The organism is Pandoraea sputorum (genome assembly GCF_000814845.2).
Taxonomy (GTDB): Bacteria; Pseudomonadota; Gammaproteobacteria; order Burkholderiales; family Burkholderiaceae; genus Pandoraea; species Pandoraea sputorum.
The window spans coordinates 3,911,678-3,931,557 of record NZ_CP010431.2; the positions used below are offsets into that span (position 1 = coordinate 3,911,678).

The 19,880-nt window shown below is 63.0% G+C and carries 18 protein-coding genes; 11 read left to right on the plus strand and 7 right to left on the minus strand.

From position 1 onward, the window contains the following. Window positions 1–43: 43 nt before the first annotated feature. Complete coding sequence (locus NA29_RS17190) at window positions 44–778, plus strand: SDR family oxidoreductase (RefSeq protein ID WP_039399845.1); 735 nt, start codon at window positions 44–46, stop codon at window positions 776–778. Between the two features lie 132 nt (window positions 779–910). On the opposite strand, the gene NA29_RS17195 is transcribed toward NA29_RS17190, so the two are convergent. Continuing rightward, entirely contained in the window at window positions 911–1,624 is a 714-nt protein-coding gene (locus NA29_RS17195) for a response regulator (RefSeq protein ID WP_039399846.1), read from the minus strand. 309 nt (window positions 1,625–1,933) lie between these two features. Here NA29_RS17195 and NA29_RS17200 point away from each other — a divergent pair, with 309 nt between their 5' ends. The 7 genes from NA29_RS17200 (at window position 1,934) to NA29_RS17230 (ending at window position 8,551) form a co-directional block, all read left to right on the plus strand. Then, on the plus strand, window positions 1,934–2,572 hold the full coding sequence (locus tag NA29_RS17200) for an energy transducer TonB (RefSeq protein WP_039399848.1): 639 nt from the start codon (window positions 1,934–1,936) through the stop codon (window positions 2,570–2,572). A 52-nt stretch (window positions 2,573–2,624) separates the two neighbouring features. Continuing rightward, window positions 2,625–3,446 carry a MotA/TolQ/ExbB proton channel family protein gene (locus tag NA29_RS17205; protein WP_084103863.1) on the plus strand — a complete coding sequence of 274 codons (822 nt, stop codon included), beginning with the start codon at window positions 2,625–2,627 and terminating at the stop codon, window positions 3,444–3,446. Between the two features lie 4 nt (window positions 3,447–3,450). Then, complete coding sequence (locus tag NA29_RS17210; RefSeq protein ID WP_039399851.1) at window positions 3,451–3,885, plus strand: ExbD/TolR family protein; 435 nt, start codon at window positions 3,451–3,453, stop codon at window positions 3,883–3,885. A 31-nt stretch (window positions 3,886–3,916) separates the two neighbouring features. Next, a complete protein-coding gene (locus NA29_RS17215) occupies window positions 3,917–4,345 on the plus strand; it encodes an ExbD/TolR family protein (protein ID WP_039399854.1) in 429 nt (142 codons plus the stop codon). An 86-nt stretch (window positions 4,346–4,431) separates the two neighbouring features. Beyond that, window positions 4,432–5,811 carry an MFS transporter gene (locus tag NA29_RS17220; RefSeq protein ID WP_039399857.1) on the plus strand — a complete coding sequence of 460 codons (1,380 nt, stop codon included), beginning with the start codon at window positions 4,432–4,434 and terminating at the stop codon, window positions 5,809–5,811. A gap of 28 nt (window positions 5,812–5,839) precedes the next feature. Then, on the plus strand, window positions 5,840–6,856 hold the full coding sequence (locus tag NA29_RS17225) for a dipeptide epimerase (protein ID WP_039399860.1): 1,017 nt from the start codon (window positions 5,840–5,842) through the stop codon (window positions 6,854–6,856). Window positions 6,857–6,871: 15 nt separating this feature from the next. Continuing rightward, window positions 6,872–8,551, plus strand: a complete 1,680-nt coding sequence (locus tag NA29_RS17230) for a serine hydrolase domain-containing protein (protein ID WP_052253018.1) — start codon at window positions 6,872–6,874, stop codon at window positions 8,549–8,551. A 40-nt stretch (window positions 8,552–8,591) separates the two neighbouring features. Here the strand turns inward: NA29_RS17230 and NA29_RS17235 are convergent, their stop codons facing one another. After that, window positions 8,592–10,226 carry a serine hydrolase domain-containing protein gene (locus NA29_RS17235; RefSeq protein ID WP_039399862.1) on the minus strand — a complete coding sequence of 545 codons (1,635 nt, stop codon included), beginning with the start codon at window positions 10,224–10,226 and terminating at the stop codon, window positions 8,592–8,594. A 17-nt stretch (window positions 10,227–10,243) separates the two neighbouring features. Further along, window positions 10,244–12,562 carry a TonB-dependent receptor gene (locus NA29_RS17240; protein ID WP_224786905.1) on the minus strand — a complete coding sequence of 773 codons (2,319 nt, stop codon included), beginning with the start codon at window positions 12,560–12,562 and terminating at the stop codon, window positions 10,244–10,246. Between the two features lie 366 nt (window positions 12,563–12,928). On the opposite strand from NA29_RS17240, the gene NA29_RS17245 reads away from it, so the two are divergent. Continuing rightward, complete coding sequence (locus tag NA29_RS17245) at window positions 12,929–13,921, plus strand: ATP-binding protein (RefSeq protein ID WP_224786904.1); 993 nt, start codon at window positions 12,929–12,931, stop codon at window positions 13,919–13,921. 125 nt (window positions 13,922–14,046) lie between these two features. Beyond that, a complete protein-coding gene (locus NA29_RS17250; protein ID WP_039399865.1) occupies window positions 14,047–15,504 on the plus strand; it encodes a M81 family metallopeptidase in 1,458 nt (485 codons plus the stop codon). 131 nt (window positions 15,505–15,635) lie between these two features. Here NA29_RS17250 and NA29_RS17255 read toward each other — a convergent pair whose 3' ends face one another. Then, on the minus strand, window positions 15,636–16,868 hold the full coding sequence (locus tag NA29_RS17255; RefSeq protein ID WP_039399867.1) for an NAD(P)/FAD-dependent oxidoreductase: 1,233 nt from the start codon (window positions 16,866–16,868) through the stop codon (window positions 15,636–15,638). Beyond that, window positions 16,865–17,218 carry a RidA family protein gene (locus tag NA29_RS17260; RefSeq protein ID WP_039399870.1) on the minus strand — a complete coding sequence of 118 codons (354 nt, stop codon included), beginning with the start codon at window positions 17,216–17,218 and terminating at the stop codon, window positions 16,865–16,867. The genes NA29_RS17255 and NA29_RS17260 overlap by 4 nt, the downstream gene beginning before the upstream one ends. 188 nt (window positions 17,219–17,406) lie before the next feature. Here NA29_RS17260 and NA29_RS17265 point away from each other — a divergent pair, with 188 nt between their 5' ends. Continuing rightward, window positions 17,407–18,081 (plus strand): helix-turn-helix domain-containing protein, encoded by a 675-nt coding sequence (locus NA29_RS17265; protein ID WP_039399872.1) that lies wholly within the window; start codon window positions 17,407–17,409, stop codon window positions 18,079–18,081. A 10-nt stretch (window positions 18,082–18,091) separates the two neighbouring features. On the opposite strand, the gene NA29_RS17270 is transcribed toward NA29_RS17265, so the two are convergent. Both NA29_RS17270 and NA29_RS17275 read right to left on the minus strand, forming a co-directional pair. After that, window positions 18,092–18,883 (minus strand): HAD family hydrolase, encoded by a 792-nt coding sequence (locus tag NA29_RS17270; RefSeq protein WP_039399875.1) that lies wholly within the window; start codon window positions 18,881–18,883, stop codon window positions 18,092–18,094. Between the two features lie 125 nt (window positions 18,884–19,008). Continuing rightward, complete coding sequence (locus NA29_RS17275; protein ID WP_039399878.1) at window positions 19,009–19,878, minus strand: ABC transporter permease subunit; 870 nt, start codon at window positions 19,876–19,878, stop codon at window positions 19,009–19,011. Between the last annotated feature and the right edge of the window lie 2 nt (window positions 19,879–19,880).

The following is a 19,880-nucleotide window of genomic DNA, read 5'->3' on the forward strand; positions in this document are numbered from 1 at the left end:
TCAACGCTTACACATAAATCGCACCGATACCCGGAGGTCTCTCATGAGTGCATCGCAAAAGCCCCTCGTCGTCATCACCGGTGGTAGTTCCGGCATTGGCGTCGCGACCGCCCGCCTCTTCTCGTCGCACGGCCATGCGCTGCTGTTGCTCGCGCGCCGACTGGACAAAATGCAGTCGCTGGATCTGCCGAACACGCTCGCACGATCGGTCGACGTCACCGACAGAAACGCGCTCGACGCTGCCGTGCGCGAAGCCGAAGAGCGTTTCGGTCCGGCGGACGCCATCGTCAACAACGCCGGTGTGATGCTGCTGGGTGACGTGACGCGTCAGGATCCGCAGGAATGGGACGGCATGATCGACGTGAACGTCAAAGGGGTGCTCAACGGCGTGCATGCCGTCGCTTCGGGCATGGTCGCGCGCAAGCACGGCACTATCATCAACATCAGCTCGGTGGCGGGTCGCAAGACGTTCCCCAATCACGTCGCGTACGTCGGCACGAAGTTCGCCGTGCATGGACTGTCGGAGAACCTGCGCGAGGAGTTGTCGGCACATAACGTGCGTGTCGTGACCATCGCCCCGGGGGCGGTGGACACCGACCTGCTCAGCCACACCACCGACGACGCCATCAAGACAGGCTACGAAGCGTGGAAAGCGGACATGGGCGGTAAGGTGCTGTCGGCGGAAGATGTGGCCAACGCCATCTACTTCGCATACTCGCAGCCGGACGGGGTGTGCATTCGGGAGATCGTGCTGGCAGCGACGCGTCAGCAGGCGTGATGGCACTCAGGCCACGTATCGCGTTGCCAAGCCATGCGATGCGCGGCCGATGTCCGACTCACGTGCCGTGCACCAACCGCTCGAAGATGCTTCCACGGGCGGGTCGGACTAACGCTCCGACTAACGCCCCGACTAACTCTCCGCTTGTGCGCGCACGTCGAGCATGTAGCCTTCGCCGCGAATCGTGCGCAGCAAGCGCGGCTCCTTGATGTCTTCGCGCAGTTTGTGCCGCAGCCTCGATATCTGGACGTCGATGCTGCGGTCGAACGCATCGATGGACTTCCCCCGCGCCGTATCCATCAGGTACTCGCGACTGAGCACGCGCCCCGGTGCGGAAAGAAACGCATTGAGCAGCCGGAACTCCGCATTGGACAGCGGGATGACCGTGTTATCCGGGGCAATGAGATGTCGGCCGATCAGGCTCAGACGCCATCCCGCAAATTTCCGCTCGTCTTTCTGCTCGGTCGCCGATCTCGCCTGCGCTTTCGTGCGACGCAAAATCGTCTGGATTCGCGCCACCAGTTCGCGCGGCTCGAACGGCTTCACGACATAGTCGTCTGCGCCAAGCTCAAGCCCCACGATCCGGTCGGTCATCTCGCCGCGCGCCGTGAGCATGATGATCGGGATGTCCGACGTCGTGCGCAACTCCCGGCAAAGCGTCAGGCCATCGCTGTCCGGCAACATCAGGTCGAGCACGACGATGTCGATGTCGCTGTGCGCCAGCACCCGGTGCATCTCCTCGCCGTTGGCCGCCTGCATGCAGGTCATGCCGAAGTCGGCAAGGCAATCGCAAAGCAGACTGCGGATCTGCGCATCGTCGTCGACGACAAGTACATGCGTTGCCATGATGGTTTTCCTTTTCTAGTCTCCGACACGTCGGGGCGTTCTTCCCCTTCCCTTCCCCACGCCCGGCGTCTCCATGCCCTGATTATCCGCGAGGAACGTGCTGGCATTCTTGCTGCATTGTTGCAGTCCTGAAACATTTGCCGGGTAGGCCCATTGGTCGACTGCATGTCGACTGCATGTCGACTGCGCGTCGTGTTGGCATCGTCTGCGCTATGTATCAAACCCGATACAAAGTCGAGATGAACCAGAAATACCCACACCGTAACGTGGCTCCACACAAGACATAAGCAGGCAGGAGACACGTAGTCCATGAATTACGCCCAACCCAAACCGCCCGCCCGGAGACTGTTCGGTATCGGTGTTGCACTGCTGCTGCACGCCCTGATTCTGTACGCCTTGCTCAGTGGCCTCGCCACCCGGGTCGCGACGATCATTCAGGCGCCCATTGAGACACGAATCATCGAGGAGATCAAACCGCCTCCTCCGCCGCCCCCGCCACCGCCGGTGAAGAAGATCGCACCGGCACCGCGCCCCGTCGTGCAGCCCAAGGCTTACGTACCGCCGCCCGAAGTGCAGGTGCAGAGTGCGCCACAGCCGAACGCCATCGCCGCGCAGGCCGACAAGCCCGTCGAGACGGCCCCGGTCGCGCCGCCCGCACCGCCCGTAAGCAAGCCCGTGCCCGCCAACGTCGGCGTCGTCTGCCCTAACTCAGCACAAGTGCGCGCCGCGATCCGTTATCCGCGAGAAGCCCAGCGCGACAACATCACGGGCAGTGTGCTCGTCGAGTTCGTGGTCGGCACCGACGGACAGATCAAACAGCTTCGCGTCGCCCGTTCTGCCGCGCCGGTGCTGGACCGTGCCGCCGAGAACGCCGTACGCCAGTTCCAGTGCGTCGCACAAGGACAGGAGGTCCGCGTGCAAGTCCCGTTCGATTTCCAACTCAATTGAGGCTGTGCGCAGCAGCCCATTTTCCACCCTGATCTACGTCGAGGAGACAACCATGTTTCAGTTCCAATCTCGCGTCACGCCGCGTGCACGCGGTCTCGCGGCCCCCATGGCCGTGGTATCGATGATGACGGCGTTTGCGTCGCTCAGCGCACATGCCGCCACCACGGTGACGAACCCCTACGGTCTGGAAGCCCTCTGGGAAGGCGGCGACATGATCGCTCGCGGGACCCTGCTAATCCTCGTGATCATGTCGATGGGGAGCTGGTACATCATCGTTGCCAAGCTGCTCGAACAGGCCAAGGTGCTGCGCCGGGCGCGCGCGGCGGAGCAGAAATTCTGGAGTGCGTCGTCGCTCTCCGAAGGCGTGCGCTCGCTCGATGAGGGCAGCCCGTTTCGCTTCATCGCCGAGACCGGCTTGTCGGCACGCGACCATCACCACGGTGCGCTGCTCGAACAGGTCGATCTGAATACCTGGGTCGCCACCGCTATCGAACGCTCGATGACAGGCGTCTCGAATCGCCTCCAGGACGGGCTGTCGTTCCTGGGCACGGTCGGCTCGACCGCACCGTTCGTCGGCCTCTTCGGCACGGTGTGGGGCATCTATCACGCGCTCACCGCCATCGGCATTGCCGGTCAGGCGTCCATCGACAAGGTGGCGGGGCCGGTCGGCGAAGCGCTGATCATGACGGCCATCGGTCTGGCTGTGGCCGTGCCCGCGGTGCTGGGCTACAACTGGCTCGTACGCCGCAACAAGGCCGTCATGGAACGCGTGCGCGAGTTCGGCAGCGAAGTGCACAACGTGTTGCTTACGGGCAAGACGACCGCGTCGGCCATCGTCGCGACGCGCACCTCGCAAGTCGCTCGCGTGGGGTGATGTCATGGCGATGACCGTATCCAGTGGGGAGGGTGGCGCAGAGCACGACGAGGTCATGGCGACGATCAACACGACGCCGCTCGTCGACGTGATGCTGGTGTTGCTCATCATCTTCCTGATCACCATTCCCGTGGTCTCGCACACCGTGCCCGTCACGCTGCCGAAGGAAGCGGTTCAACCGCTGCAGACCACGCCCCAGAACATTGTCCTCGCCGTCACCCACGATGGCGAGGTGTATTGGGACGAGCGACGCATTCCCGACGCCGCGACGCTGCTGGACAAACTCAAGGCGGTCGCCGTGCTGACCCCACAGCCCGAAGTCCATATTCGCGGCGACCTCGATGCGCGTTACGCCGCGATTGGACGCGTTGTCCTGGCGTGCCAGCGTGCGGGCATCGCCAAGGTCGACTTCATCACCGAAGCGCCGCCGCGCCAATAGCGCGGGGCGCGCACCACCCCAGGAGACTGCCATGGCCATGACCATGCCATCGGGCGCTGGCGAGAACAGCGACATCATGGTGGAAATCAACACGACGCCGCTCATCGACGTCATGCTGGTGCTGCTGATCATGCTGATCCTCACCATCCCGATCCAGACGCATGCCGTCAAACTCGACATGCCCACGCCTTCCAATGCCGCACCGCCAGCGCCGCCGCTCGTCGTGCAGGTCGACGTCGACGCAAGCGGTGTCGTGGCGTGGGACGGCTCGCCGCTTGCCGACCGCGCGCAACTGGAAACCCATCTCACCGACGCTGCGACTTCCACGCCGCCCACCGAGCTGCACTTGCGGGCCGATGCACAGGCCCCCTACCGGGCGGTTGCGATGGTTATGGCGTCCGCGCAAAAGCTGGGCGTGACGCGCATCGGCCTGGTCGGCAACGAGCGGTTCGCGCAATGACCGCCCGCCCCTTCGCCACCCACCCCGCCAGCAACCTCGCGCGCTGACGCGTCAGACGCTCCACTCGCCCTACTACTGGACTTCAAATGCTGGAAACGAACACCGATACACCGGACATGCCGGACATGCCGGGCACGCCGGGGTATGCCGCCAGGGCGCACCGCGCGCGATACGCTGGGGTCGGCGCGTGGCTCGGGCTCCTTGCCCTCGTCGTCGTGACCTTCTTTGCCAACGTGGACCGCCAGATGCTGGTACTTCTGGCCGAACTCATCCGCGCCGAATTCGGCCTTGCCGACATTCAGGTCGGGTTGTTGCAGGGGGCCGGTATCGCGCTCTTCGCCGGTGCGGCCGCCCTCCCCATCGGATGGCTGGCGGACCGGATGGACCGACGTGCCGTGCTGGCGCTTTGCATCCTGCTCTGGAGTGCGGCAACGGCCGCGTGCGGTCTCGCGACCGGCTTCTGGACACTCTTTATCGCCTCCATTGGGCTGGGCATCGGCGAAGCGGGACTCATGCCGATCATTTACGGCTTGCTGCCCGACCTCTTTCCCGCACGACAGCGCATCCTCGCCAACTCCGTCTTTGCGATGGTCAATCTGTTGAGCGCAGGTGCGGGCATGGCGCTCGGCGGGCTGCTGATTCAGGGGATCGATACGCTGCATGGCACGCTGCCCTTCGGGCTGGCGGGTACGTCGGCGTGGCGGATTGCGTTCTTCGCCGTTGCTGTGCCTGCACCGCTGCTGGTGCTGATCGTCGCGATGATTCGTCCTCGTTACGCGCACTCGGACGCCGCATCCCCGACCGGGGAGACGGCAGCGCCGGGGCTGGCCGCCGGTGAGTACTTCCGTCGCGAGATGCCGATGATGCTTCGCTTCTTCGGGGCCATCGCACTGATCAACATGGCTTTCGCCGGTATTACAAGCTGGATGCCGGTCGTGGCCGTGCGCTTCTTCGGTGCAACGCCCGCGAGTGCCGGTGCCGGTCTCGGCAGCGCCGCGATGGTGGGCAGCGTGATCGGATGCGTGCTCGGCTGGCTCGTGGCACGTCGCCTCACCGCCCGACTCGGTGTGCTCGCGCCGCTGCGCGTGTGCGAATGGGGCGCGCTCGGGGCCTGCGTCGTCAGCCTCGGTTATCTGATTGCACCGTCCGCGTCGTATGTCTACCTCCTCTTCGGCGCGCAATTCATGTGCGTCGTGGCCGGAATGATCATGTTTCCGGGTCTGATGCAGAGCATCTGTCCGCCGTATCTGCGCTCACGCGTGGCGGCCATCGGCGTGCTGACGACGGTGCTGATGCAGTCCGGCAGCCCCGTCGCTATCGGTCTGATGTCGGATCACCTGCATGGCACCGCTACCGGTCTGATCTGGGCCATCGTTGCCATATCGCTGTCCGGCTTCATCATCGCCTGCCTCCTGATGCGCAACGCGGCAAGCGCCGTGCGCCTCGCCATCGAACGTTATGCATGAGTTATTCATGCGTCGAGCCTGAACGCCTATGACGATTCCCTGCACCCTCTCCGTTCGCATCGAACGGTGGCCGCTGGCCACGCCTTTTCACATCTCGGGTCACACGGTCGATGCGGCCGAAGTCCTCGTCGTCTCACTGAGGTCGGGACAGTGCCGTGGCCGGGGGGAAGCCGCTGGCGTCTACTACCGGAGCGAGACGCCGGAAAGCATGGCCGAACAAATTGCCGTCGTGCGTGCCGACATCGAGCGCGGCATCTCCCGCGAAGACCTCATCTCGCTGTTACCTGCCGGTGGCGCGCGAAATGCCGTCGATGCCGCGCTGTGGTCGCTGGCCGCCCAGCGGTGCGGCATGACTGTCGCGCGACTGTCCGGACGCGCACGCCTGCGTCCGCTGCGCACCTCGCTCACGGTCGGCGTCGACACAGCTGAAGCGATGGCCGATGCGGCCCGTCGCTATGTCGGCGCGAAGACGTTGAAGATCAAGCTGGACGGGAACGCGCTCGACGCAGAGCGCCTCGTTGCGATTCGCAACGCTTGCCCCGACGTCGCACTGGCCGTGGACGCCAATCAGGGCTGGACGCAAGACCACATGCACCGGATGCTGCCGGTCTTGCAGCAAGTCGGCGTCGACCTGCTCGAACAGCCCTTGCCCGTGGGCGAGGACGCATGCCTCGAATCGATGTCGTACCCGATTCGCCTCGCGGCCGACGAATCGTTTCAGGATCTGGCCGACCTCACCGATGTCGCTCACCGGTACGACGTCGTCAACATCAAGCTCGATAAATGTGGCGGTCTCACGCGCGCGCTTTCGCTCGTCGCCCCGATTCGCGATCTCGGTCTGTCGGTCATGGTCGGATGCATGCCCTGCACCTCGCTCGGCCTGGCACCGGCCTACCTCCTCGGACAGGTCTGCGACCGCGTCGATCTCGACGGCCCCTGCTTTCTGGCCGAGGATCGGGCGCCCTCGTTCCAGTACCGGAACGGCTATGTCCTCGGGACTGACAGCTTGTGGGGCGTCGACGATGTCGAGCGAATCGCAACGTGACTCAGGAGGATTGCCGTGTCAGCACCGGTACCGTTTGACGACGATGCGCTCATCGCGCTTTTTGGTCCTTTCAATCGAAGCGACGCGCCCGGCGTCGTCGTCGGTGTGGCGATCGACGGGAAGGTCGTACTGCGTCGCGCCTTCGGGATGGCGAACGTCGAACTGGGCATTGCCCTCGACGCGCGGACCCGACTGCGCATCGGTTCGACCACGAAGCACATGGCCTGCCTTGCCGCCCTGCTGCTTCAGGAGGCAGGAGCGCTCGATATAGACGCGCCCGTGCGCCGGTATTTGCCGGAACTGACTGGCGTCGCGGGTGAGCCAACGCTGCGCTCGCTCATGAACCACACCAGCGGCCAGCGCTGCGCGCTCGACATCTCGCTGCTCACGAACGGATTGGCGGTACCCCAGGCGGGCTATCTGCTGGACATTCAGCGTCGGCAGACCCATGTCAACTTCCCGGCAGGGGAGCGGATGATGTACTGCAACGGCGGATATCACCTGGTGTCGCTCGCCATCGAACGTGCCAGCGGACAATCGTTCGGGTCGTTGCTCGCATCGGAAATCTTCGAACCGCTGGGGATGAGCGACACGTTCTGCCTGTCCGACGACTTTCAGATTCGAAACCGCATGGCCGCATGCCATGTGAAACGCAGCGACGGGGCTTACGAGCGAGGTCTGTTTCCCTCGCGAGAAATACTGGGCGAAGGCTGCGTCGTATCCTGCGTGGACGACATGCTGCGATGGTGCGCCCATCTACGCGCAGAGAAGTCTGTCGGCAGTCGCGCCACGTGGGATGCGATGTTCTCGTCGCCAACCTTCTCCAGCGGACTGCGAAGCGATTACATGATGGGTCTGAAGCGTACTCACTATCGCGGGTGTGAGCTGATTCACCATGCGGGGGGTGTCGTAGGAGGGACGTGTCAGATGTTGTACGTGCCCGAGTATGGTGTCGACATCGTGTTGTTGAGTAACGGCGCCATCCCGGCACCTGCCGCACTTTCGCTGCGCATGCTCGACGTACTGCTGGCGGACCGGATGCGGGCGTACCCCTTGCCTCCCCCCGCGCCAATGCTCGCCTCTTCTGCTTACGCCGGCACCTATCGTGACACTAGCGGAGATGTCGTCTACGACGTCGTCGAGCGCGATGGCGGCATGACGCTTAGCGGGCCGCTGGCACCAGGTATCCCCACGCTCTATGAACGCGATGCGCCGGAAGGCGGCACACGCGAATTTGCGTCGGAGTCGAGTGGCGACGGAACATTCCGGTTGCAATGGGGAACCGCCATCGATCCGGATGACAACGGACATTTGCGCATTGTGCATTGCGGTCACCCGGCATCCTTTCGCCGTGTGGTGTCGCAGGCGTCGCCAGACGTCGAAACGATCGAAGAACTGAGCGGCATCTATTTCAGCGAAGAAGCGGACGCTCGCGCCACGTTGCGACCGCTCGGGCAGGCACAGCCTCAGGGTGACGGCCGCGCCGTCATGTCGCTGGTGATGACGGGCAACGCAGGGGAATGCTGCTACGAGGTCTTTGAGGTCGAAAGCGATCTGCTTCGCTTTTCACCGGGCGGTCCGAACGCAATGCTCACAGGAACGCTGGCTATCGTCAGGCACCCGGACACCGGGCTTGTGGAGGGAATTTCCGTCAACACCGCCCGGACCCGAAACCTTCGGTTTACAAAGTCCTGACGGGAAGGGAGGGAACCTGCGTTCCCTCCCGACTTCCTCATTACCCGATCCGAGAGAACGCCAGCCCGCGCGTGCGGGACGTGTACAGCGAAAACCGCGTGGCCTTATCTTCACCGCGCTCGACAAGCACTACACCGGCGCTGAGTGCAGACGCATCGGCGGGCCCGAACGTCCAGACGTCGCGGGTGAGCGCGTTGAGGTGATAACGCGCGCCACCTGTCGCACCACGAATGGACAGCACCAGAACACCGTCTTCCTTCGAAATCAGCGCATGGGCATCGGCATCGTGACTGAAGTAACGACCGCAGACTCCCTCCTTCTGCAACACCTCGGCCGATGGCGCGCCTTCGTAACGCCGGAGCGTGACAACGTGGCCGTTTTCGATGAAATCGATGGCAGGCACGTCACCCGACGCTGCCCGCTCGTGCGGGATGACGCGTATCCGCGCGCCCGCGCCATCCTCGATACGGTACCCACGCTCGTCTGCGATCAGCGCTTGCGCAGGGTGCATCGCGTTGTTCGTCGCCGCGTAAAGTCCCCCGTCTCGTTCTACGATCTCCACGAGTTGAACCGGATCGGCGCTCAGGTACTGACCGAGAAGCCCCGGATTCTCCGACATCGGCTCTGCCATCTGTCGCGGCGGCCCAAGCACGTCGTCGCCTAATACGATATCCACGATCTCGGTCGCCAGCGCGGCGGGATCGATGGGCGCTCCGTTGCTCATCAGAACGATGTCCAGTGCGTGCGACGGCACCGTGAGCATCTGGCACGTGCCGCCGAAGACGCCGCCCGCATGATGAACGGTTTCGACGTTGCGATACTTTGTGCGCATCAGGCCCAGCGCGTATATGCCGGTCTCGCCGCTCGAATACGTCGGCATGGTCAGCATCTCGCGCCACGTTTCGGCGCTTCCCAGTCGGCTCGGATGACGCAAATGCGCGGCCCATCTCAGCATGTCGTCGATGGTGGAGACGATGCCGCCCTCCCCAAGTACATCGAAGCTAGGGAACAGCCCGCGCAAATATCCCCCCTCGCCGTCGGGCACATGCTGCGTAGCCATGCGCGGGCGAATGCGCAGGTCGTCGCTGACGGACTCCGTATCGCTCATCCCCATCACGCGAAAGATGCGTTCGTCCAGAAATTGCTCGAATGGCATGCCCCCGACACGCGCGATGATCTGCGACAGTAAGTGGTATCCGCCGTTGCAATACATCATGCGCTCGCCGGGCGGGAAATTGACGTCTTGCTGACGCAGTTCGATTTCCAGCGGCATGCCGCGCCCGATCGGCGACACCCCCTGCGTAATGACGGACAAATCCAGATAGCAACGATAACCGCTGGTGTGCGTCATCAGTTGACGCAGCGTCGGCTCGCCTGCGGGCACAGGGACTTCGGGCAGATAGGTGCGAATGCCCGCGTCGATATCCAGCTTGCCCTCCTCCGCGAGCAGCAGCGCGGCAAGACAGGCAAAGTGTTTGCTGGTCGAGCCGATTCGCATGCGGGTGGCCGGTGTATTGGCCACACCGTGTTCGAGGCTCGTCATGCCGAACCCCTTGCGATAGAGCGCGCGCCCGTCGCGAGCGACGCCGACGACGAGCCCCGGCGCATCGCTTCGGTTGAATCGGGCGAGATGCGCGTCAAGGCGGGCGTGCAGATCTTGTTGTTGCAAAGTCATTGGATAACCTCCAAAGATTAGAACGGCACCGTCAGTACGGCACCGAACGTGCGCGGACGCTCCACGCTGACCAGCGCCGGACCACCCATCGGCATCAGTGCAGTGCCCGCGGCCAGCAACGCGCGACGGTCGAACAGGTTGCGCAAGTAGAAGTTCAGGCTCGCCTTGCCGAAGTCGATCCCCGCCAGCAGGTCGGTGACGGCGTAGCCCGGGAGTTGGTAATCGGGGCGACCGGAGCTATTGCTGAAGCCCGAATGGCGACGGCCGACAAAGCGTTCCGCAATACCGACGTACGAGGCGTACGAGCCGAGCGAGAAGTGGTACGTGCCCGTCAGCGTCGCGGAGAACTTCGCCGAGTTCGGCAGCGGGTCACCCGACTGCGTGCCTGTCGTCGCATTGCCCTGCGTCAGCTTGGCGTCGATGTACGAGAAGCCGACACCGAAATTCCAGTGCCGGTCGGGACGGAAGCTGCTGGCCAGCTCGAACCCCTTGATGCGCGCATTACCGGCATTGAGCACTTGATTGACACCCTCGATTGCGCCGAGCTGCTGAATGTTCTTCCACTCGATGTCGTAGACCGTGGCCGACAGCGACAGACGCTTATCGAACAGGTCGGCCTTGTAGCCCGCTTCGTAAGTCCACAGCGTGTCCGGCTGGAACGTGGCGTTGCCGTTACCGGGTAACCCTGTGATCGGGCTGACGAGTTGCGCGTTCGGCCCCCCGGGGCGATAACCGCTGGCCGCACGAACGTAGACGTTGCTGTTCTCGGTGAGACCGTAGCTCGCCGTCAGCATGTAGGTCTTGCTGGTGTCCGACGAGGGGGCGGAAATCGTCTGTGCCAGTCCGCCCAGCAGACCACCGGTGGTCTGAGTGAAGTTCTGATTATTGTGGGCAATCCGCATACCGCCGGTGAGCGCCAATCTCGGCGTCACGTGGTACGTCAGGTCTCCATACGCCGCGTATTCGGTGTAGGTACTCGGTGCCGTGAGCGAGGAAAGGTTTGCCGAAGATCCGTTAGCAAACGCCGCGACAATCCCCTGATCCGATTCGCTGCGCTCACGCGTGAAGAAGAGTCCCGCAATCCATTCGAGTTGACGATTGCCGGGCGACGTCAGACGAAACTCTTGCGTCACCTTGTTCGTCGACGCGATGTTCGCCGCCACGACCGAGTTCAGATTCAACCCCAGCGCGGCCAGCGCTGGCACGTAGACGACCGACAGATCCTGCGGCGCATTCGTCTTCACCGACTGATACGACGTGATCGAGTTGAAACGCGACCATCCGAAGTCATACTCCAGGCCGAGCGAGTAAAGCTGCACGTTCTGATGGAACGGCTCGGGTGCATAGATGCTCGTGGTCAGATCGCCGTCGACAGGCTTGCCGCTGTTGTCGTAAGCGACGTAGTTCGGTGCGTTGCGATTGATGTTCTGGGTAATCGCACTCAGGCGCACGGTGAACTGACTCGTGGGCGTCAGCAGCAGCGAGGCGCGTGCGCCGTACGTATCGCCCCGGTCGACCCGCGTGCCCGCCTGCGGCCCAACGGCGTCGATATAACCGGCATCGTGCTGACTGAACGCGGACACGCGGACTGCCGCCACATCGTTCTTGATGGGGATATTGAGGACTGCGCTGGCGGTATTGCCGATGCCGCCATGCTTGGTCGTCGACAACCCCGCGCTCGCCTGCCCCGAGAACGTGTTCGTATCCGGCTCGTTGGTGACGTACTTCAGCAATCCGCCCATCGCGCCCGCGCCGTAAAGCGTGCCCTGCGGCCCGCGCAGCACTTCGATGTGGTTCAGGTCAAGCAGACTCATGTCCAGCGCGAACGTCGCGCCTTGCGAGAACAGCGTGCTCCCGCCGAAGGCGACGTCATCGACATAGACGCCCACGGTCGGACCCGTTTGCTCGCCGGTCGTCACGCCACGCATGCTGATCTGTCCCGAACCACTGCCGCCCTGCGTATTGAGGTCGACGCCTGGCTCCGACGAGAGAAAATCCGACATCGTCTTCGCACCGCTCTTTTGCAACTCTTCGGCCGAGATGACGTTGATCTGCATCGGCACTTCGCGTGCCGGTTCGCGACGGCGCGTTGCCGTCACCACGACGGTGTTGAGCGTCGCGCCGTCCTTTGCCGTGGCCGGGGTCACGGTTTGCGCCGCGCCGGGCGCCACGGCATTCGCGTCGGCTGACGGATTGGCGTTCTCCGCTTCAGCGCTGACCGCGGACGCGGCACCGGGCGGTGTCACGGTCTGCGCATGACCATAGGCCGATGCCAGCCCCAGCAGTGAACCGACCAGCCAGGTGCCACCGTTGGGCCGAAGTCTGAATCGGTGCAAAGTGTCTGCACTGCGCCTGCGATGCTGTCTGATTGCCACTGTCGTCTCCTCGGGGGTTTCCGCGCTTCGGTCATCGCCGATGCCTTCGCGGTATGGATCGTGTTGCGCGGTGTGCCCACGCTCATCGGAGTCTTAGCTCCGGCATGAACGTTATTTGTGCGATATTTCTGGTTCATGTGGACTTTGTATCGCGCGTGAAACATAGATCCCCTGAGTGCGGCGTCCCGCCCATGCGGGATTCAGACGGACGGTGCGTGCTCCCGGATGTTTCCGTCCTGAAACAATCTGTTGACGAAGCTGCTACATGCGCGCGGGATAATGGCGCGCATGTTCGAATCCTCATCTACCGCGCCGGCCGGAACTTCCATGCAAAAGCCATCGTTCGATTCCGCGTTCTATCGACTGCTGTTCGTCATGCTCGTGATGGTGGCGTTGACGCAAGCCGGCACCGCGGTGCTGCTTTACACGTTCTATTCGTCTGCCGCCTTCAGAGCGCCTCCCGGCATGTCGACCGGGCTGCAATTGAGTCTGGCGGCCACAGTTCAGATCGTGCCGCTGCTTTTCTCATCGTGGATCGGAGCGCGCATGCTGTCGGTGCCGTTCCGGTCGCTCGCCGCTGGCGCGGCAGAGTTGTCGCGCAATATGGACGCACCGCCGATTCCCGAAGCGGGGCCCATCGAAGCGCGTCAGGCGGCGCGCGTCTTCAACTCGATGCAGGCGGCCATCCGGCGTCAGGTCAACGACCGCAATCGCTTTCTGGCGGCGGTGTCGCATGACTTACGCACGCCGCTCACACGTATGCGCCTGCGCGTACGCACGCTCGAAGGCTCGGAGTTCAACGACCGGATGATTGCCGACATCGACGAAATGACGCAGTTGCTCGATGCGACGCTCTCGTTTCTTCGTAACGAGGCGGTCACCGAAGAATTCAGCCCCATCGATATCGATGCGCTGATGGACGCCATTGCGGAAGATGCGCTGGAAAGCGGTCAGAAAGTCACGGTGCACGGCGCTATCGCGCCACTCCCCGCGCAACCGCTGGCGTTGAAGCGCTGCCTGACCAATCTGGTCGCGAATGCCATCCGCTACGGCGGCGAGGCGCGCATCGAACTGATCGACGGCGAAGACGAAGTGCAGATCGATATCGTGGATCGTGGCCCCGGCATTCCGGAGCGCGATCTCGAACGGGTGCTGGAGCCGTTCTTCCGGCTTGAGGGGTCTCGCAGCCGGGACACCGGCGGCACCGGACTCGGGCTGGCCATCGCGAACGATGTCGTCAAACGTCACGCGGGTTCGCTGACGTTGCTCAATGCGCGAGATGGCGGGCTGATCGCCCGTGTGGTGCTACCGAGGCAATAGGCGTCGCACGAACGTGTACGGGTGCGCCGTCGTGTGTGTCAATGTCGATACACACTGCTCACAATCAGGCAATGCGGTCCTCATAGAGTGTGTGAAACGACCTCCTTCACACCTCTGGACTCGCAATGAAGATCTTCGCGGCAAACCTTTCCACCGAAACGAACACATTCGCGCCGTGCCCCACGGGATGGGGTGGATTTCAGGAGAACGGGATCTACCGGGGCGACGCCAGCATCCGTGCGTCCGATAGCGTGGGCTACATGATGGCCGAGCTTCGTCGTCTCGCCGAAGCGGACGGTCACGAACTGGCCGAAGGCCTGAGTGCCGAGGCACAGCCGTCTGGCCCGGTGATTCGCGAAGTGTATGAAACATTGCGCGACGAAATCGTCGCCGGTGTGCGCGCCGCCCTGCCGCTGGACGCCGTCGTCCTCACGCTGCACGGCGCGATGGTTGCGCAAAACCACGACGACTGCGAAGGCGATCTCCTCGCTTGCATTCGCGAAGTGGTCGGCCCGGATGTGCCCATTGCCGCGACGCTCGATCCGCACTGCCACTTCACCGAGCTGATGCAGTACGCGGCCAATATTCTCATCGCCTACAAAGAGTATCCGCACACCGACGGCATCGAGCGACTGCATGAAGTCTATCGACTCGTGACGCAGACGGCCGAACGAAAAGTCTCGCCGGTCACTGCCGTGCACGATTGCCGGATGGTCGGCGCATGGCACACCACGACGGAACCGATGGCCGGCTTCGTTCGCCGGATGAAGTCGTTCGAGGGGCATGACGGCATTTTGTCCGTCTCGTTGGGTCACGGCTTTCCGTGGGGCGATGTGCCCGAAGCCGGTGCGAAGCTCTGGGTCGTTGCGGATGGCGACCCGCAGCGCGCCGCCGCACTCGCACATCAGTTGGGCAACGAGTTCTGGGCGTTGCGCCACGAAGTCCAGCCCAAATGGCTCGATCTCGATCATGGCCTCGACGCGGCACTCGCCGTCGGCACCGGTCCGGTGGTCGTAGCGGATGTGGCGGACAACCCGGGCGGGGGTGCGCCGGGTGACAGCACCTTCATCCTTCGACGGATTGTCGAGCGGGACATCCCCAACGTCGCACTGGGTTGCTTCTGGGATCTGGGGGCCATTCAGATCTGTGCGGACGCCGGTGTCGGAGCCACGCTCGATCTTCGGATCGGCGGGAAGTGCGGCACCGCCTCAGGCGACCCCATCGATCTACGGGTCACGATACGCGCTGTGCACGATACGCACTCGCAGAGTATTCGCGGCATGTCGATTCCTCTCGGCCGCTCGGTCTGGGTCGAAGGGCCGAACGGTCTGGACATCGTGCTCGTTTCCATACGAACACAAGTCATTGGGGTCGACGCGTTCACCGGTCTCGGCATTGCGATGGACGCCAAGCGTCTGGTGATCGTGAAATCGACACAGCACTTCCAGGCGGAATTTGCGCCGCGCGCGAAGGCCGTTGTGCATCTTGCGGCACCGGGCGCACTGACGCCTGACTTCGCAGCACTTCCCTATCGCCACCGCAGCCTCAACTACTGGCCTCGCGTTGAGAATCCCTTTGTTTGACTCGCCGCATCTCGCGCTCAACCGAACGCTTGATCAGAATTTCGCCCGCCAAGTGCGGGCCAGTCTGACGATTTGCCGGGCTTCGCCAAAACTCCGGCAAATTTTTGCCCTTCCTCGCGAAGGGCATTTTTTCAGAACCTGTCGGCTCGAAACGGCGTCGGGTCAACCAGCGTCCGCTCACCCGAAATCATCTCTGCGATCAGACGGCCCGTCACCGGTCCGAGCGTCAGCCCGTGATGCGCGTGACCGAACGCGAACCAAAGATCGCGATGCCGCAGCGCCGGGCCGATGATCGGCAACATATCGGGCGTGCAAGGACGACTGCCCATCCACGGTTGCGCTTCGACCGGCGTGCCGAGCGGGAACACGCGTCTGGCCAACGGCTCCACTGCCGCGAGTTGAACCGGCGTGCGAGGGGCGTCACGCAACGCAAGTTCAACGCCAGTCGTCAGACGGATGCCCTGATTCATTGGTGCCATCACAAAGCCGCGCTCCGCATCCAGGACCGTTTGGTTCAACGTTGCACCGTTCTCGGGGCGGAAATGCCGGTGATAGCCGCGCTTGGCGACTAACGGCAGCCGGTAGCCCAGCGCTTTCGTGACGGTGTCGGACCATGGCCCCATCGCAACGACCGCATGCCGACCTTCGATCTCGCCGTCTTCGGTTTGCACGCGCCAGTGAGGCTTCAATGTGGTGGCGTCTCCCCGAACGATGCGTCCTCCGAGCGACGTGAAGTGTTGCGCATAGCGACTCACCAGTTCGCCTGGATCGCGTATCGAGCCGGAGGCCGTGTAGCGAATCGCGCCTGCCAGCGTTGTCGCGAGCGACGGTTCGTCGCGCTGAAGCTGCGCGGCGTCTAGCGGCTCGAACGGTACTTCGTACTCGCTTCGCCAGCGCCCGGCTTCGCGGTACGCTGCGTCGAACGCGCCTGCCGTGTGGAAGATCTTCAGCCAGCCGCCTTCGCGCAGCAGATCCCGCGCGCCCGCGCGTTCGATCAGGGCGTTGTGCTCCGTCAGACAATGCTCGATGAGGGTGCTGTAATGGCGGGCGATCTGCACGTGACGCTGCGCTGCGGAGTGGTGCCAGTAGCGCGCGAGAAATGGCGCGATGCCCGGCAGTGCCGCCAGGTGATAGCGCACGTCCGTCGACCGATTACGCGCATAACGAAGCAGCGTTCCGATGTCTCTGGCGAACGCGTACGGATACACGCCTTCGCGCTGTATCAGTCCGGCGTTCCCGTAGGACGTCTCGCGTCCGGGCGCGGCACGGTCGACGAGGACCGTGTTCAGCCCCCGACGCTGAAGATGGATCGCGGTGGAGGTGCCGACAATACCAGCACCGAGCACAAGCACGTCGACCGTCATGCCAGCGCCGTGACGGAAACTTCCACGTCGAAACCAGCGCGCATCAGCAGCGATTGAACACACGCACGCGTGGGGGCGTGCCCATCCGGCACCCAGACGTCCCACACGCGATTGAATTCGTCGAAATGACGTGCGTCGGACAGCCAGATGTTCGCAGTGAGCAGACGCGTCTTTTCGATCCCCGCCTCGGCCAGCAGCGCGTCGATGTGTTTGAGCACTTCGATGGTCTGATCGGTAATCGTCGCGCCCGCAGTGTCCGGTACCTGACCCGCAAGATATACAACCCCGTTAGCCACGACCACCTGACTCATGCGGCCGTTGGTTTGCATGCGCGTGATGTCTTTCTTCATGGTGCGAACTCGAAAAAGAGAAGTGAATGAACGGCCGCTAACGTAGACTCGACGGATTCGCGGCGAAGTGAATTATCATATATGAGAATTATGATTCTCGTATACGAGAAAATACCGACACCGTAACGAGATCAACGACGCCGTGTTTTGTTCGGAGGATATGAACGGGACATGGTCAGTGAAGTGCTATGACGCCACCTACACGAAAGAAGACGCCGACGTCGGCCAAGCGGAAGCAGACCCGGAGCGAGAGCGGGCAGATCAGCCAGATCAGCCAGATCAGCCATCAGACAGTGGGCGCACGGCTGCGCAGTGCGCGCAGCGCCCTTGGACTAACGCTCAAGGCGCTGAGCGAGCGCTCAGGCGTGGCGGTCTCCACCATCTCGAAGGCGGAGCGCGGCGATATCGCGCTGACGTACGACAAATTCGGTGCGTTGGCGCGCGCGTTGAACCTGGACTATTCCGCGATCTTCGGCGACGAAGAGTCGACACCCGGCGGCGCGATGACTCCGTCGTTCACCGCCGCCGGAAAGCAGGCGATCTACGAGACGCCGAACTATCGCTACGGCATGATCGCCTCCGATCTGCACGACAAGCGCATGGTGCCGATGCGCGCGCACATCCGCGCGCGGAAGCTGGAAGACTTTCCCGACTACATTCGCCACGCTGGTGAGGAGTTTGTTTTCGTCTTATCGGGCAACTTGTTGTTGCAGTTCGAGAACGGCACGGCGTTCCGGCTGGCACCAGGCGACAGCCTCTACTTCGACAGCGGCGTGGGGCATGTGTATCTGAGTGAGCACGAGGACGGCGTCGACGCTGTCGTCTGTTGTGTGGACATGAATGTCCCGCACCCGGTGCTGTGAGAGCGGGCCACTATCCACGTAGCGCCGAACGCGACCGGAGAATGGCGTTGGCGAATTCCACAAAACCGGCGCCCCCTGGGCCACGCGTGATCCATCGCGGGGGAACCGGTAAATGCGGTAGGTAATCCGTCACCGTGCTCACGCCCGCCGTGTGTTTGAAAAACTCGAACATCGGCGCGTCGTTGGTGGAGTCACCGGAATAGGCGACTACCTCGTAGGCGGATTCGGCGTCAATGCCATATGCATCGGCGAGAACTCGCAGTGACATCGTCAACTTGTCGTAGCCGCCGACCCAGCCGAGCACCCACAGGTTGTTTATCGTCGCATCCGCGCCCGCCTGTCTAAGCGCCTTGACGATACGGGTATCGGTATCCGTTCCAGTACGGCGATAGGCAAGGCTCGTGAGCCGAAACACCTGATCGTCGGCCTGTTGTGCCTCAGGCACTGCTGCCTCGACGGACCGTGCAATGGACTTCAGTTGTTCACGCACCTGTTCGACGTGATCGGGCGCATGCCAGAAATGCCGTTCGACCTGGTGCCCGTCCGAACTACGCTGCAAGAACAAACCGCCGTTTTCGGCAATGACACCGTCAACGGGCCACATGCGCGCCATCTGATCGCACCACCCGGCCGGTGCCGCAGTGACGGGCACCACGCGAATGCCACCCGCTTCCAGTTGCGCCAGTGCGGTGTATGTTTCGGCGGGCAGACGGCCCCGATAGGTCAACGTCTCGTCCATATCCGTAAGCACGAATCGGACGGTCGAGAATTGATCTGCTGCTGCCAGGGAAAGGGGTTGCATGGTGAGCGCTTGGCAATGGAAGGCAGCAAATTATGCGCGGCTCTCCGATAACCGCTTGCGTGAATTATGAAAATGCTTATCGCGATTTGTTGTTAGCAAGCCAATCGGTTGCGCACGTCAGCGCATCATTGCCCGCGCCAGGGGACGAGACGCTTTTCCAACGCTCGCATGCCCAGGTCGAAACACCATGCGATAACGCCGATAAGCACGATGCCCATGACAACCACGTCCGTGCGCAGAAAGCTCGACCCGTTGAGCACCATCTGCCCGAGGCCCGCAGTGGCCGCTACCATCTCGGCGGCGACCAGTGTGGTCCACCCGAACCCGACGGCGATGCGTAAGCCCGTCAGAATTTCGGGCAGCGCCGCCGGTAGGATGACGTGGCGAACCACTTGCAGATGCCGTCCCCCAAGCGAGTAGGCCGCGTGGATTTGTTCGGTGGTTGCGCTACGCGCGCCCGCCCGGGCCGCCATCGCTATCGGCGCAAAGCAGGCAAGGTAAATGACGACGATCTTCGCGGCCTCATCGATGCCGAACCAGATGACGACTAGCGGGAGATAGGCCAACGGCGGGAGCGGTCGATAGAACTCAAGTACCGGATCGAGTACCCCCCGGGCGATGCGGCTGACCCCCATGAGAATCCCCACCGGCACAGCCGTCACTGCGGCGAGTGCGAAGGCACCAAAGACCCGCAATGCACTCCACGCGAGATGCTCCGACAAGGGCCTGCCGCCTTGAATACGACCGTGGATCGCATCGAGAAAGGCGCTCCATACGGCTTCCGGCGTCGGCAGAAACAAGGGCGGCAGCCACTGCAAATGGGTCGATATCCACCATAGCGCCCCAATCGACAGCGCTGCCAGGAAACTGAGCCGCGCAGTAGGCCCCTCACCCGGCATGCGCCACGCGCCGGTACGTTTCGTCTGGCTGACATTGGGCGCTTGCGACGCCGACGCTGCCCGTGGGGCCTTCACTGCGGAAATTTCGGATGACATGA